The sequence below is a fragment of the Streptomyces sp. NPDC091280 genome (assembly GCF_044768565.1).
In the GTDB taxonomy this organism is placed as follows: domain Bacteria; phylum Actinomycetota; class Actinomycetes; order Streptomycetales; family Streptomycetaceae; genus Streptomyces.
The window spans coordinates 17642-33347 of sequence record NZ_JBIVUZ010000007.1; the positions used below are offsets into that span (position 1 = coordinate 17642).

Annotated in this window: 8 protein-coding genes and 1 pseudogene; 7 read left to right on the forward strand and 2 right to left on the reverse strand. The window is 73.0% G+C overall.

The genetic code is table 11. The features are described 5' to 3' along the window. Positions 1 to 225: 225 nt before the first annotated feature. From ACIQPR_RS21465 to ACIQPR_RS21495, 7 genes are all read left to right on the forward strand, one after another. Positions 226 to 1398, forward strand: a complete 1173-nt coding sequence (locus tag ACIQPR_RS21465) for an acyl-CoA dehydrogenase family protein (RefSeq protein WP_403650672.1) — start codon at positions 226 to 228, stop codon at positions 1396 to 1398. A gap of 82 nt (positions 1399 to 1480) precedes the next feature. Continuing rightward, positions 1481 to 3136, forward strand: a complete 1656-nt coding sequence (locus ACIQPR_RS21470; protein ID WP_403650674.1) for an ABC transporter substrate-binding protein — start codon at positions 1481 to 1483, stop codon at positions 3134 to 3136. Then, positions 3133 to 4068, forward strand: a complete 936-nt coding sequence (locus ACIQPR_RS21475; protein ID WP_403650676.1) for an ABC transporter permease — start codon at positions 3133 to 3135, stop codon at positions 4066 to 4068. Before ACIQPR_RS21470 ends, ACIQPR_RS21475 begins: the two co-directional genes overlap by 4 nt. Positions 4069 to 4071: 3 nt before the next feature. Then, entirely contained in the window at positions 4072 to 4971 is a 900-nt protein-coding gene (locus tag ACIQPR_RS21480; RefSeq protein ID WP_403650678.1) for an ABC transporter permease, read from the forward strand. Further along, on the forward strand, positions 4968 to 6806 hold the full coding sequence (locus tag ACIQPR_RS21485) for a dipeptide ABC transporter ATP-binding protein (protein ID WP_403650680.1): 1839 nt from the start codon (positions 4968 to 4970) through the stop codon (positions 6804 to 6806). The genes ACIQPR_RS21480 and ACIQPR_RS21485 overlap by 4 nt, the downstream gene beginning before the upstream one ends. Beyond that, the gene (locus ACIQPR_RS21490) at positions 6803 to 7558 is read left to right on the forward strand and encodes a thioesterase II family protein (RefSeq protein ID WP_403650682.1); all 756 of its coding nucleotides are present in this window, start codon (positions 6803 to 6805) and stop codon (positions 7556 to 7558) included. The genes ACIQPR_RS21485 and ACIQPR_RS21490 overlap by 4 nt, the downstream gene beginning before the upstream one ends. Positions 7559 to 7663: 105 nt before the next feature. After that, positions 7664 to 10567 (forward strand): AAA family ATPase, encoded by a 2904-nt coding sequence (locus tag ACIQPR_RS21495; RefSeq protein ID WP_403650684.1) that lies wholly within the window; start codon positions 7664 to 7666, stop codon positions 10565 to 10567. Here ACIQPR_RS21495 and ACIQPR_RS21500 read toward each other — a convergent pair. Both ACIQPR_RS21500 and ACIQPR_RS21505 read right to left on the reverse strand, forming a co-directional pair. Further along, the gene (locus ACIQPR_RS21500; protein ID WP_403650686.1) at positions 10501 to 11649 is read right to left on the reverse strand and encodes an LLM class flavin-dependent oxidoreductase; all 1149 of its coding nucleotides are present in this window, start codon (positions 11647 to 11649) and stop codon (positions 10501 to 10503) included. The genes ACIQPR_RS21495 and ACIQPR_RS21500 overlap by 67 nt on opposite strands. A 59-nt stretch (positions 11650 to 11708) precedes the next feature. After that, positions 11709 to 15656 (reverse strand): annotated as a pseudogene (locus ACIQPR_RS21505) (type I polyketide synthase); the annotation flags it as partial. Positions 15657 to 15706: the final 50 nt, after the last annotated feature.

The following is a 15706-nucleotide window of genomic DNA, read 5'->3' on the forward strand; positions in this document are numbered from 1 at the left end:
TGAGCGCCGTCTCATCGGCCTGACCGCCGACGGCAACTCCACGCCCTGATACGGCTCTTCGCCGATCCGCCCCGCAGCACGCCGACAGCGCGACTTCGACGCGCGGTACCACTCTCCGCTGCCACCACCGGCTCACCCCTGGTAGCCGTACGGCTACCCATGCCCGAGGACAAGGACCATGCTCATGATCACCACTCGTTCCCTCCTCACCCCCGCGAGGGGCGCATGAGTTCCGCCACCGAGAGCCGGCCCTTGTCCCTCGACCTCGGCCGCCTGGACGAGGTGAGCGCGTCGCTCGCGGTGGCCGCCGCCGAGTACGACCGCACCGGGGCGTTCCCGCACTCCTCGATCCAACTGGTGCATGAGGCAGGGTTGTTGACCGCGGGGGTGGACGCCCGGTATGGCGGTCCCGGAGCGTCCTTCACCCAGATCACGAAGATCCTGCTGGCGCTCGGCCGAGGCGACCCGTCGACCGCGCTGATCGCCGGGATGACGATCGTCCCGCATCTGCTCCAGACGCGGAGCCCGTGGCCGCAGGAGCTGTACGAGCGGGTCCTGGCCGAGTCCGCCGTACGGCCCACGCTGCTCAACCATGCCCGCGCGGAACCGGAGTTGGGGTCCTCCACCCGGGGCCCGATACCCGCGACCACGGCCCGGCGGACCGCGACGGGCTGGTCGATCGACGGCAGGAAGCGCTACGTCACCGGCTCGGAAGGGCTCAGCTACTTCCTGGTGTGGGCCGCGACCGACGAACTCTCGCCCCGCGTCGGCAACTTCATCGTCCCGGCCGACACCCCCGGCATCGAGATCGTGCCCACCTGGCGCCAGTTGGGCATGCGCGCGACCGGCAGTCACGAGGTGGTGTTCACCGACGTCGAGATCCCCGCCGAGTACGTCCACGAACTCGCCCTCCCAGGCGCCGAACCGCCCGAGGGAACGCTGCCCGGCAGCGTGCTGCTCCTCCTCTCGTCCGCCATCTATCTGGGCGTGGCGCGCGCCGCGCAGAGCGAGGTGCACCGGTTCGCACACGAGCGGGTGCCCGCCGCGCTGGGCCGCCCGGTGGCCACGACCGGCCGCTTCAAACGGGCGGCGGGCGAGATCGAGATCCTGCTCACCACCGCCGAGCAGCTGATCTTCGGCGTGGCGGCCCGGGTCGATCGCGGTGAGCCCGTGCGCGGTGTCGACGCGCTGGCCTCCAAGGTCGTCGTCGTACGCCATCTCACCACCGCCGTCCGCAAGGGACTCGAACTGCTCGGCAATCCGGGCCTCGCCCAGGGCGAGGCGCTGGAACGGCACTTCCGCGACATCCAGTCGGTCGGCGTCCACGCTCCCGGTGAGGACGCCATCCTGCCGGTCGTCGGTGCGACGGCCCTCGCGGCGGAGGCACCCGGTGACTGAACCACCGCGTCCCCTTCCCTTCACGTCCGCTCCCCCCACGCCCCTTCCACTGCCGAGTTCCACTCCTGCCGGGGGTTCCACCATGCGCGCGTCCCTGTCCAGACTCGTCCGTCCGTTCGCGGTGACGGTGAGCGGTCTCCTCCTTGTCACCGCCTGCTCGTCGGGCGGTGACTCCGCCGGCGCCTCGGGTTCCGGCAAGCCGGTCCAGGGTGGGACCCTGACCGCCGCCGTCGACACCGAGCCGGTCTCCTGGGACATCCACGCGAGCACCCAGGACATCACCGCGGAGATCCAGCGCCAGGTGTTCGACTCACTGGTCTCGCAGGACTCCTCCGGGAAGTTCCATCCGTGGCTCGCCACCAAGTGGGAGGTCTCCGACGACTACAAGAGCTACACCTTCCATCTGCGCAAGGACGTCACCTTCAGCGACGGCACCCGTTTCGACGCGTCCGCCGTGAAGGCCAACTTCGACCACATCGTCGCCAAGTCGACGAAGTCGCTGTACGCGGTGAGCCTGCTCGGCCCGTACACGGGCACGCAGGTCGTCGACCCGTACACGGCGAAGGTCACCTTCGCCAAGCCGTTCGCGCCCTTCCTCCAGGCCGCCAGCACCACCTACCTGGGCTTCTACTCCCCCAAGGCCATCGCGGCGAACGCCGGCAAGTTCGCCGCGGGCGGCCCCGCCGACGTCGGCTCAGGTCCCTTCGTCTTCAGCAGCTACACCAAGGGCCAGTCGGCGACCCTGACCCGCAACCCGAAGTACGCGTGGGCGCCGTCGACGGCGAAGCACACCGGACCCGCCTACCTCGACAAGCTGGTCATCCGCTTCCTGCCCACCGCCTCGGTGCGCTCGGGCGCGCTGACCAGCGGTCAGGTCCAGGTCGCCAAGGCGATCCCGCCGCAGAGCGTCACGACGGTGAAGGCGACGCCCGGGTTCGACCTGATCTCCCGGCAGGCGCCCGGCGGCAACTACAACCTGTGGCTCAACGGCTCCCTGGCCCCCCTCGACGACCAGCGGGTGCGCAAGGCGATCCAGCGGGGCATCGACATCGACCAGGACGTCAAGACCGTCACGTTCGGGCAGTACCCCCGCGCCTGGAGCCCCATCAGCCCCACCACCCCCGACTACGACAAGTCCCTCGAAGGCAGTTGGCCCTACGACCCGAAGCTGTCCGCGAAGCTGCTCGACCAGGCCGGCTGGACCGGGCGGGACGCGCAGGGCTACCGGACCAAGAACGGCAAGCGGCTCACGGTGAACTGGCCGCTGCTGTCCATCCAGGCGACCCGTGAGGGCCGTGACGTCCTCGCCCAGGCCATCCAGGCGGACCTCAAGAAGATCGGCGTCGAGGTCAAGCACCCGAGCCTCGACCTGGGCACCTACAACACCGAGGTGTACGGCGGCAAGGCGAACTTCGTCGACCTCAGCTGGCCGCGGTTCAGCCCGGACGTGCTGTGGCTGTTCCTCAACTCCGGCAGCGCGCCCGCCAAGGGCGGCATCAACGCCACGTTCGTCAAGGACACCGACCTCGACCAGTGGACCGACGAGGGCCGGGCGACGCTGGACGAGAAGGTGCACACCGACGTCTACGCGAAGGTGCAGCAGCGCGCCATCGACCTCGCGCTGGTGGTCCCGCTGTACACGCAGGTCTCGCTCGTCGGCGAGTCCGACCACGTGAAGGGGCTCACCTTCAACGCGAGCAACTGGCTGACGTACTACGACGCCTGGCTGACGAAGTGACGGCGGCCCTGGCACGCGCGGTCGCCCGGCGCCTGGGTTCGGCGGTGGCGGTGCTGGCGGGAGCGGCGACCCTGGCGTTCCTCGTCCTCCAGCTCATCCCCGGCGACCCGGTGTCCGTGCTGCTGGGGCCCTCCAACGCGGGCTCCCCCGCCGTACGGGCCGAGATCCGCCGTGAGTACGGCTTCGACCGGCCCGTCTTCGAGCAGTACCTGCACTACCTGGGCAGGCTGCTGCGGGGCGACCTGGGTGACTCGTACCAACTCCAGCGCCCGGTCTGGTCGTTGATCGGGGATCAGCTGCTGCCGACCGTCCAACTGGCCTCGGCCGGGCTACTGTTGGCCGTCGTCCTCGCGGTGGTCTCCGCGGTGGCGACGGCCGGGCGGCGGCCGGCGCTGCGGGCGGTCGCCTCGGTGTGGGAGCTGGTCGCGGCCTCCACGCCGTCGTACTGGGTGGGGATCGTGCTGCTGACCGTCTTCTCCTTCCGGTTCCGGGTCTTCCCGGTGGCCGGGGCCGACGGCTTCGCCTCGCTGGTCCTGCCCGCCGTCACCCTGGCGCTCCCGCTGGCGGGGGTGCTCGCGCAAGTGCTGCGCGAGGGCCTGGAAGCGGCTCTGGAACAGCCGTTCGTGGTCACGGCCCGTTCCCGGGGCGTGAGTCAGACGGCGGTACGGCTGCGGCACGCGCTGCGGCACTCCGCGATCCCGCTGCTGACCCTGGCGGGGTGGCTGACCGGCTCCCTGATCGGCGGGGCCGTCCTGGTGGAGACGGTCTTCGGGCGGCCCGGCATCGGCTCACTGGTCCTCCAGGCGGTGACCGCCAAGGACATGCCGGTGGTGATCGGTGTGGTGCTGCTGTCCGCGTTCGTGTTCGTCGTCATCTCCACCGTGGTGGAGTTGCTGTATCCCGTCATCGACCCGCGGCTCAGGAGCGCCTGAACCATGGCCAGTTCACTGATTCCCGAACTCGGCGCCGGCGGGCCCGCCCCCGTCTCCGCCCCCGTGCGGTCGCGGCGGTGGGCCGACCGACGGGCGGCCGTTCCGCCGTCGGTCCTGATCGCGGGCGTGCTCCTGCTGTTCGTCGTGGCCGTCGCGCTGGCGCCCGGACTGTTCACGGACGGCTCCGCCACCACGACCGATCCCGTCGCCGCCCTCCAAGGCCCCGACTCCGCCCACTGGTTCGGCACCGACCAACTGGGCCGCGACCTGTTCACCCGGGTGCTGTACGGAGCCCGGCCCTCCCTCCTGCTGGGGTTCGGCTCGACCGTCATCGCGGTGGTCGCGGGGGCCGTCGTCGGTCTGACCGCGGCGCTGGGCGGGCGGGCCGTCGACCAGGTGCTGATGCGGCTGGCCGACATCCTGCTCGCCCTCCCGGCCCTGCTCCTGGCGCTGCTCGTGGTGGCCGTCCTGGGCGCGGGCACCGTCAATGTGATGACCGCCATCGGCATCGCCTTCGTCCCCGGCTACGCCCGGCTGGTGCGCGCGGAGGCGCTGGTGGTGCGGCGTTCCGGGTACATCGAGTCGGCGGTGGCGCTCGGCCTGCCCCGCTGGCGGATCGTGCTGCTGCACGTCCTGCCGAACGCGCTGGCGCCCCTGCTGACCCTGGCCACCGTCGGCTTCGGCACCGCGCTGATCTCGGCGTCCGGGCTGAGCTTCCTCGGCCTCGGCCCCGCCGCGCCCTCACCGGAATGGGGCGCGCTGCTGTCCGCCGGGCGCGACTTCCTCCAGACGGCGTGGTGGCTCGGGGTGTTCCCGGGAGCCGCCGTCACCACCACCGTCATCGCCGTGAACGTGGTCGGCCGTTTCGTCCAGCAGCGCTTCACCCGGAGGACCTCCCGATGAACACCACCGAGCCGTTGCTGAGGGTCGAGGGCCTCGACGTCACCTTCCGCGGCACCCGGCGCGGCGGACCGGTCCGGGCCGTACGGGACGTGTCGCTCTCCCTCGGCCGGGGCGAGTGCCTCGCCGTGGTCGGCGAGTCCGGGTCGGGCAAGAGCGTCACCGCCCGCACCCTGCTGGGACTCACGGGCGCCCGCGCCACCGTCAGGGCGCGCCGCCTCGACTTCGACGGTCTCGATCTCACCGCCCTGTCCGAGCGGCAGTGGCGTGCCGTGCGGGGGCGCCGGATCGGCCTGGTCCTCCAGGACGCGCTGGTCTCCCTGGACCCGCTGCGCACCGTGGGCGCCGAGGTGCGGGAGACGCTGCGCACGCACTCCCTCGCGGCCGGCCGGGCGGCGCGTGAGCGGACCCTGTCCCTGCTGTCCGACGCGGGGATCCCCGACCCCGCCCGGCGGGCCGAGCAGTATCCCCACCAGCTGTCCGGCGGCCTGCGCCAGCGTGCCCTGATCGCGTCGGCGCTGTCCGGGGCGCCGGAGCTGCTGGTGGCCGACGAGCCGACGACGGCCCTGGACGTGACCGTGCAGGCCCAGGTGCTCGCGCTGCTGGCCCGGCTGGTGGGCGAGGGCACCGCGCTGCTGCTCATCAGCCACGACCTGTCCGTGGTGGCCAGGCTCGCCGACCGGGTCGCGGTGATGTACGGCGGTCTGGTCGTCGAGCAGGGCCCGGCGCGGGACGTGCTGAAGGATCCCCGACACCCTTATACCCAGGCCCTGTTGGCGGCTGTGCCCACCATCGGCTCCAAGGGGCGCGCGCTGTCCGTGCCGACGCCGGAGCAGGGCACGCGCACGGTCGCGGGACCGGGCGGCTGTCCGTACGCGGCTCGCTGTGCGACCGCCGACGCCCGGTGTCGTAGCGAACTGCCCTCGCCCCGCGAGGACGGTCATGTGGCGCTGTGCTGGCACCCCGGCACACCGGTGACCGTGGCCGCGCCGAGGGTGCGGGGGCCCGAACCCGCTGCGGCTGCGGCACGGAGCGGGGGCACGGCCCTGCTGGAGGTGCGGGGCGTGTCCAAGCGGTTCCGGGCACCGGACGGCGGCTCCTACACCGCCGTGGACGACGTGTCCTTCCGGATCGGCGAGGGCGAGACGCTCGGCCTGGTCGGCGAGTCGGGCTCCGGGAAGACGACCGCGGCCCGCATCGTGCTGGGGCTGACGGAACCGGACGAGGGGTCCGTGCGGTTCGAGGACGAGCCGTGGAGCGGGCTGCCCGAACGGGAGCGTCGGGCCCGGCGGCACCGGATGCAGGTCGTCCACCAGGATCCCCTGGGCTCCTTCGATCCGCGGCACAGCGTGGACCGTGTCGTCTCGGAGGCGGTGGCCAGGGCCGGGGTTCCGCGCGGCCGGGTCCGGTCGGCCCGGGTCGCCGAACTGCTCGGCCAGGTCGGCCTGTCGGCGGACGTCGGGAGGCGGCGCCCACTGGAGTTGTCGGGCGGTCAGCGGCAACGCGTCGCCATCGCGCGGGCGTTGGCCACCCGGCCCCGGCTGATCGTGTGCGACGAGCCGGTCTCCGCGCTCGACGTGTCGATCCAGGCGCAGGTTCTGGACCTGTTGGGCGAGTTGCGGCGGGAGTTGGGGGTGGCTCTGCTGTTCATCTCGCACGACCTCGGCGTCATCCATCACGTCAGTGACCGGGTGATCGTCATGAAGGACGGGCGGCTGGTGGAGACTGGCGAGGTCGGACAGATCTTCGACCGCCCCGCCCATCCGTACACCCGTGAGCTGCTCGCCGCACTCCCCCGGTCCGACCGGGCGCAGGAAGGACAAGGTTTACGCACATGAGGACCGACCTCGACGCCGGACTGTGGCTCCGGCGTTTCCATCCGTCCCAGGAGGCGACCGCCCGCCTGGTGTGCTTTCCGCACGCCGGCGGGTCGGCCGCCTTCTACTTCTCGCTCTCCGCGTTCCTCCATCCGCAGGTGGAGGTGGTGGCCGTGCAGTACCCGGGCCGCCAGGAACGCCATGCGGAGGCGCCGGCCCCCGACATCGAGACGCTGGCCGAGGCCGTCTCCGCCGTCCTCGCGCCCTCGTGGGACACGCCGACGGCTTTCTTCGGGCACAGCATGGGGGCCCTGGTGGCGTACGAGACGGCCCGGCTGCTCCGGGCCGGGAGCGGGACGGCGCCCACCGAGTTCTTCGCCTCCGGGCGCCGGGCCCCGTCCGCCCTTCGGGACGAACGGCTCCATCTCGCGGCCGACCGGGACCTGTTGGCGGAGTTGGTCCGGCAGGGCGGGACGCCTCAAGCGGTGCTCGACGACCCGGAGTTGGTCGAGCTGATCCTGCCGGCGCTGCGCGCCGACTACCGTGCCGTCGAGACGTACCGCCACCGGCCGGGCGCGCCGCTCGACACGCCGGTCACGGTCCTGGTCGGAACCGACGACCCGAAGGTGACCCCGGCCGAGGCACACGCCTGGCAGGACCACACCACCGGTCCCACGGAGGTGCTCACCTTCAGCGGCGGCCACTTCTTCGTCCTCGAACACCGGGACCGTATCGGCGCGTTGGTCCGGGACCGGCTGGCGCAGCGGTCCTGACCGCTGCGCCCGCCCTCTGCACTGCCTGGTGGTGGATGTCATCGATGGCGCTGATGTCCGAGATCCGTGCAACGCCATTGCGACATGTGTGATGTGGAGCTTGCTGTGGTTCTGATCGAGCGTGAGACCCAGATGGAGCGACTGCGCGAGCTGGTGGCCGACTGCGGTGCGGGACGCGGGAACGTGCTGTGTGTCAGCGGCCCGGTCGCCAGCGGAAAGACGGAACTCCTGCACTTCCTCGGCGAGTACGCGGCGAGCCGGGGTGCCGCCGTCCTGCACGCGACGGCCCGCTGCACGGAACAGGGGGTGGTGTTCGGGGTCCTCGGACAGATCCTGCGGCACCAGCAGTTCTCACCGGCCGACCGCGAACGGGCGCTGAGTCTGCCGGACAACCACGACCTGATCCCGTCCTGTGACGCGGACCTGCTGACCCACGACCCGGTGCCGGCGCGGGTCAGCCAGATCCAGTGGCAGTTGCTGCGCGCCCTGTCGGAGCGGACACCGGTGGTGCTGATCGTCGACGATCTGCACTTCGCCGACACGGCCTCCCTGGACACGCTCATCCATGTCGCCCGGCTGCTGCGCACTTCGCGGATCCTGCTCGTCGTCGCCGAACGCGACAGGGTGGCGGGGTCGAGCACCGCGGGCCTGTCCTGGCAGACGACGCTGCTGCGGCAGCGCCACTTCACCCGGCTCCGGCTGCGGTCCCTGTCGCCCCGAGGCACCGCAGAGTTGCTGGCGCAGCTGACCGGGCCCGGCCAAGTCACCGACGCCGAGGCGTGGTTCCGGCTCAGCGGCGGGAATCCACTGCTGCTGCGGGCGCTCGCGGAGGACCGTCGGGAGTGCCCGGGATCCGAGCCGTCGTCGTCGGAGCCGGTGGTGGGCGAGGAGTTCGGGCGGGCGGTCGACGCGTGTGTCCGTCGCGCGGGACGGCGGATGCGGGACACGGCCCGCGCGCTCGCCGTGCTCGACGCGTCGGGTTCGGGCGAACGGCTGGCCGGGCTGCTGGGCACCACGCGGGAGAGCGTCGACGAGACCCTTCGGGCACTGGATGCCTGCGGAGTCCTCGACGGCGGCCGATTCCGGCATCCGGCCGCCCGTGCCGCCGTCCTCGCCGGGATGAGCGGCGTCGAGCGCACGGTGCTGCACCGGGCCACGGCCGCCATGCTCCGGCATGCCCGGGAACCGGCGTCCGTCGTCGCCGTCCACCTGGTGGCGGCCGGGCACGACGGGGAGCCGTGGGCGTACCAGGTGGCGCTGGAGGCCGCGCACGAGGCCCTGCGCCGGGACGACACGTCGTTCGTCGAGGCCTGCCTCGATGTGGCCGGTGAGGCCTGCGCCGACGAGGAGCAGCGGGTCACCGTGACCCTGCTGCGCAGTGTCGTCGACTTCAGGACGGACCCCGACACCGCCTGCCGCCGGCTGCGTCCGCTCGTCACGGCGCTGCGCGAGGGCCGCCTGACCGGGTGCCAGACCGTGGCCCTGCTCGGGCGGCTGCTCTGGAACGGCGGCAATGACGAGATCGCTCTCGCGATGCGTCGGCTCGAACGGTCCTCGGACACCTTGGCGTCGGCCGCCGAGACCGACTACCGGGCGGCGCGCGAGCGGCTGCGCGCCTCCCACCCGACGCTGCTGGCGCGAGGCGCCGGCTCTCCGGCGCCCCACCCGCACGCCGGACCCGGCACCGGGCCGGCGGGGCTCATGGCGGGCGCGCTGAACCAGCTGCTGCGCGCGGGCCCCGACGAGACCATCCTGCGCGACGCCGAACTGACGCTCCAGACAACGGTGTTGGACGACGACAGCTTCGACACGCTGCACCTGGCCCTGTCGGTGCTGGTCTACGCGGACCGAAGCGATCTCGCGGTGGACTGGTGCGAGGCGCTGCTGAGCGAGGCCGCCGGACGCGATGTCCCGGCGTGGCAGGCGCTGTTCGCGGCGGTGCGGGCCGAGATCGCGCTCCGGCAGGGCGAGGCGCGCCTGGCGGAACACCACTCACGCCGGGCCATGGGCCTGATGTCGATGCGGAGTTGGGGCGTGCTGATCGGCTCCCCCGTGTCGAGCCTGATGCTCGCGGCCACCGCCACGGGCACGGCGACCGACCTCGGCACCCCGGGCACGTCGGCCCTGCCGGAGCAGATGTTCCAGACCCGCTTCGGTGTGCAGTACCTGTACGCGCGGGGCCGGTGGCGGCTCGCCCACAACCTGCTCCAGGCCGCGCTCGACGACCTGACGCGGTGCGGCCTGCTGATGCGGGAGTGGGACATCGACCTGCCCGCGTTCGTGCCGTGGCGCGGCGACGCCGCGGCGACCCTGCTGCGGCTCGGCCGGACCGACGAGGCCCGCCGGCTGGCCGCCGAGCAGCTCTCCATGGTGCCGGTCAGCATGCCCAGGGCTCGGGGCATGGCGCTGCGGACTGCGGCCTCGGTGTCCGACACCCGGCGGCGAGCGCCCTTGCTGCGGGAGGCAGTTGACCTGCTGGGCGTCGGCGGTGACCGGCTGGAGCTGGCCCACGCGCTCGCCGACCTGAGCGAGGTCCACTCCCGGGCGGGCCAGGGCGGCCGAGCCCGTCTGGTCGCCCGACAGGCCCTCGACCTGGCCGGGGAGCACGGGTACGCCCCGCTCTCGGACCGCCTGACGACGGGCACGCCCGGGACCGCGCCCGTGGAGCGGAAGTCCGACGTCCGGGTGCTGAGCGGTTCCGAGGCTCAGGTGGCGACCCTCGCGGCGGCCGGGCTGTCGAACCGGGAGATCGCCGAGAAGCTGTTCGTCACCGTCAGCACGGTGGAGCAGCACCTCACGCACACCTACCGCAAACTCCGGGTGCGGGGCCGGGCCGACCTGCCGCTCGCGCTGCTCGAACTCGACCGCCGGGAAGGCGCGGGCCTGCCCGAGCCGGAGGACCGGCTCGGGCGGCAGCGGGAGCGGCGGGTCAGGGACCGGGCTCAGACGGCGCCGGGGGCCACGGGCTCGGGCAGTCCCAGCAGCCCGCGCAGTGTGTCGGCCTCGTAGGCGGTGCGGAAGGCGCCCCGGGCCTGGAGTTCCGGCACCAGCTCGCGGGTGACGGCGTTCAGGTCGTGGGGCAGTTCGGCGGGCCGCAGCCGGTATCCGGACAGGCCCGCCGCCTGCCACTCAAGGAGCAGGTCGGCGACCTCGGCAGGGGTTCCGGCCACGATCTCGGCGTCGGAGGTGTACTCGGCGCCGTTCGCCTCGTCGAGGCGGGCCCGGCGTTCGGCCGCCCGCCCCGGGTCGCTGTCCAGGAGGACGACAAAATCGGCGAAGACGTGCACCTTCTGCTCCGCGCGCCCTGCCTCCGCCTGGTGCGCCCTGATCTCCTCGACGGTCGCCCGCGCCTCCTCCACACTGTGCGGGGTCACCGAGACGACGTCGGCCGAGCGGGCCCCGTAGCGGTACGGCAGGGTGATGTGGGCGAGCGTGAAGATCAACGGGTGGCCCTGCGGGGCGCGGGGCGCGAGGGCGGGCGAGTCGATGGTGAGCCAGTCGCCGGCCGTTCCGCCGAGGGGCTCGATGTCGGTGAAGCTGCCGTGCGGGTCGGGGTCCGCCGGAGCGAAGCGGCCGGGCGCCAGGTCCCGCAGCGCCTTCTCGTCGTCGACGCCGTCCCACAGGGCGCGCACGACCCGGACCAGGTCGGCGGCGCCCTCGAAGAGTTCGGCCATCGGCCGCTGCACCTCGGGGGTGAAGATGTCGGCGATCACGATCGGGCGGGCGGGTGTGACCTGGGTGCGCCAGCCGGCCCGGCCCGCGCTGAGGTGATCGAGGGTGGCGATGGCCCGCGCGACGTTCGTCGGCTGGGCGTGGTCGACCACGACGGTCGGTATCAGGCCGATGCGCTCGGTGTGCGAGGCCGCGAGCGCGGCGATGAGGAGGGCGTCCGGACGGTGCCCGGCCTTGCCGGTGGGACGCTTGGGCGGGTCCTCCAGGGTGACGAAGTCCAGCAGTCCGCGTTCGGCCTCCTGTATGAGCGCGGTCCAGTGCTCCGCTCCGTAGAGGTTCCCGTCGGGAGCGTCCGCGCCCGGGTGCCAGCCGACGGTGTCCAGGGCGACGGCGAGGTGCAGCGGCTGTGCTTCGGTCATGGTGTTCTTCTCTCCAAGGGGTGCGGGTCGTCAGGGCTGTTGGCGGTGCACGGGCGCGGTCAGTTCAGCGAGTTCAGCCAGTCCTGTACGGCGGCGGCGGTGGTCGCCGAGTGCTCCTCCAGGACCGAGAAGTGGTCGCCCGGGATGTCCGCCGTGGTGTGCGGCAGCCGCCAGAAGGCTCGGGTGTCCCGGCCGGGGTCGGCCGGCGTGCCGGGCAGCGGGTCCTCGGCCCGCAGGAGCAGGGTCGGGGTGGTGACGGGGGTCGGCTGCCAGGGGCCGAAGGTGCGCAGATAGCCGCCCATCGTGGTCAGACCGGTGTCGCTCAGGCCGAGGTCGAAGGCGTCGAAGCGGTCGACCATGCCGTTGATCATGGCGGGCATCCACCACTCCATGCCGGGCAGCGAGGCGGTGTCCATCGGGTAGGTGTCGACCATGACGAGGCCTGATGGGGGCGTGCCCCGGCGTTCCAGTTCGGCGGTCACCGCGTGTGCCACGCAGCCGCCCAGGGACCGGCCCAGCACGGCGAACGGCCGTGCGCCGACGAGCCGTTGGACGGCGTCCGCCTGCATCGCGACGAAGGCGGCCGCGGAGTCGGGCAGGGCGCTGTCGTCGGCGTAACCGGGCGCGGGCACGGCGAGGACGTCCCGCTCTCCGTCGAGCGCCTGGCCGAAGCGGGCGTATTCGTGCGGCCCCGACAGCGCGGTGAGGGCGGGGAAGCAGACGAGGGCGAGCGGGTCGTCGCCGCGCGCGAGGACGACCGGTTCCACGGCGTTGCGCGCGCTGTCCGCCGCGTCGAAGGTGTTCCTCAGCCGGGAGACGGCCACGATCGCCTCGGTGGCCGCCCCGATCTCCTGGGCGGCGCAGAGCCGTAGGTAGAGCGTGGTGAGCGGGCCTTCGGTCGTGTCCCTCGGCCGGGCGCGCAGGAGTTCGCCGAGGTGCCCCGCGAGATCCTGCGGGGTGGGGTAGCGGATGGTGAGTGCTCCGCCGAGCGGGAGGCCGGTCGTGGCGGCGAGTCCGGTGCGCAGTTCGACCGCAGACAGCGAGTCCAGCCCCGCTTCCACGAACGGCCGCCCGGCGGGCACCGCCTGCGCCGACCCGTGGCCGAGCACGACGGCCGTGTGGGTGAGTACGACGTCCAGGAGCGCCACGTCACGCTCGGTGTCCGGGAGTTGGGCGTGCCGCTCGACCCAGGTGGGGCCGGAGTCCGCCGGTACGGGGTCGGGGGCGAACAGGGAGGCCGTGGTGCTGCGGGTCACCGTGGCGTCGAGCCAGTGGCGGCTGCGCTGGAAGGCGTAGGTGGGCAGGTCCACCGGTCGTGGGTCCAGGCCCTCGAAGACGGCGGGCCAGTCCACCGCCGTGCCGTCGGTGTGCAGGTGCCCGAGCGCGGTCAGCAAGGTCGCCGCCTCGCTCCGGCCGTCGCGCAGGACGGAGGCGAGGACGGCCGACGGGGCCGTGTCGGGCGCTTCCGCGGCCAGGATGTCGCCGACCAGCGCGGTCAGGACGCCGTCCGGTCCCAGCTCCACGAACCGGGTCACCCCCGAGGCCCGCAACTCCCGCACCACGTCGAGGAATCGGACCGGGCGGCGGGCGTGCTCCGTCCAGTACTCGGCGGTGCCGAGTTCGCCGCCCGTGGCCGGGGCGCCGGTCAGGTCGGAGACCACCGGCAGAGCGGGCTCACGGTAGTCGAAGCCCTTGGCCGTACGGCGGAACTCGTCCAGCATCGGTTCCATGCGGGGCGAGTGGAAGGCATGGCTCACCCGCAGCCGGGCGGTCCTGCGACCTCGGGCACGGAAGTCGGCCGCCACAGCGAGGACCGGCGCCTCGTCTCCGGAGACGACCACCGACCGGGGCCCGTTGACCGCGGCGATCGTGACGGCCTCGTCCTGTCCCCGCAGCGCTGCCGCGACCTCGTCCTCGGTCGCCTCCACGGCGGCCATCGCACCACCGGCCGGCAACGCCTGCATCAGCCGGCCGCGTGCCGTCACCAGGGCCGCCGCGTCGGACAGCGAGAACACCCCGGCCGCGTGCGCGGCGGCCAGACCACCGATCGAGTGCCCGGCTACGGCGTCGGGCCGCACCCCCCAGGTCTCCAGCAGCCGGAAGAGCGCGACCTCGACGGCGAACAGGGCGGGCTGGGCGTATTCCGTACGGCCGAGCAGGTCCCCGTGTTCGGCGGACAGGACGACCTCGCGCACGGAGTGGGCCAGGTCACCGGCGTCGTCCAGGGCGGCGGTCACCTCGTCGAAGACGCGGGCGTAGGCGGGGAACCGTGCGTGCAACTCCCTTCCCATACCGGCTCGTTGGCTGCCCTGTCCGGTGAAGAGAAAGGCGGTCCTGCCGCCGCGCACGCCCTTCGAGGTGGCGTTCGCGTCGGCGACCGCGCGCAGACCGCCGATGACCTCCTCGCGCTCCGCCGCCACGACGACCGCGCGGTGTTCGTGCGCGGTGCGTGTGGTGGCCAGGGACCAGGCCACGTCGACCGGGTCGAGGCCGAGCCGGGCTTCGAGGAGTGCGGTGAGGCGCGCCGCCTGGTCGCGCAGGGCGGCCGAGGACTTGGCGGAGAGCAGCCAGGGCAGCGCGCCGGGCCCTTCCCCGGGGCCACGCTCCTCGGCCGGTTCCTCCGCCGGGGCCTGTTCGACGATGACGTGCGCGTTCGTCCCGCTGACGCCGAAGGCGGAGACACCGGCCCGCCGGGGCCTGTCGTCGTCCGGCCAGCTGCGGGCCTCGTCCAGCAGGCGTACGCCGCCGCCCGCCCACTCGACGTGCGGTGTGGGCGCGTCCACGTGCAGGGAACGGGGCAGCAGGCCGTGCCGTATCGACTGGACGGCCTTGATCACCCCGGCCACCCCCGCGGCGGCGGCCGTGTGCCCGATGTTGGACTTGAGGGAGCCGAGCCACAGCGGCCGGTCCTCGGGACGCCCCCTGCCGTACACCTCCTGGAGCGCCTGCACCTCGATGGGGTCGCCGAGGGTGGTGCCGGTGCCGTGCCCCTCGACCACGTCGACGTCGTGCGGGGCGAGGCCCGCCACGCTCAACGCCTGCCGGATGACGCGCTGTTGGGCCGGACCGTTCGGCGCGGTGAGCCCATTGGAGGCACCGTCCTGATTGACCGCCGAACCCCGCACCACCGCCAGCACCCGATGCCCCTGCCGCCGCGCGTCCGACAGCCGCTCCACCAACAGCAGCCCGACGCCCTCCGCCCAGCCCGTGCCGTCCGCCGAGGCGGCGAAGGCACGGCAGCGGCCGTCCTGCGACAGCCCTCGCTGGCGTGAGAACGCGACGAAACCGGCGGGCGTCGACATGACGGTCGCCCCGCCCGCGAGGGCGAGGTCGCACTCCCCGGACCGCAGCGCCTGGACCGCCAGGTGCAGGGCCACCAACGACGACGAGCACGCCGTGTCGACCGTCACCGCCGGACCCTCGAAACCGTAGGTGTAGGAGATACGGCCCGACGCGACACTGGCGAGGTTGCCGATGCCCAGGTAACCCTCCAGTTCGGCGGGGATCTCGTCGAGGCGGGTGTGATAGTCCTGCCCCGCGAGCCCGACGAAAACGCCGGTCCTGCTCCCCCGCAGGGCCTCGGGCACGATCCCGGCCCGCTCGAACGCCTCCCACGACGTCTCAAGCAGCAGCCGCTGCTGCGGGTCCGTCGCCAACGCCTCACGCGGCGAGATCCCGAAGAACCCCGCGTCGAAGTCGGCCGCGTCGTACAGGAATCCACCGTGTCGGACATAGCTGGTGCCCGGCCGGGCGGGGTCGGGGTCGTAGAGGGCTTCGAGGTCCCAGCCCCGGTCCTCCGGCCACGACGACACGGCGTCGCCGCCCGCCGCGACCAGCTCCCACAGGTCGTCGGGCGAGACCACACCGCCCGGCAGCCGGCAGCTCATGCCGACGATCGCGATCGGCTCGCGCAGGCCCGACTCCACCTCGCGCAGGCGTTCCCGCGCCTCGCGGGTCTCGGCGAGGGACCGCTTGAGATAGCTGCGCAGCTTCTCCTCATCGGCCACCGTGGGCCACCTTTCGCGTCGCCTGCTCGGCGTCCATCACGCCTCGCTGT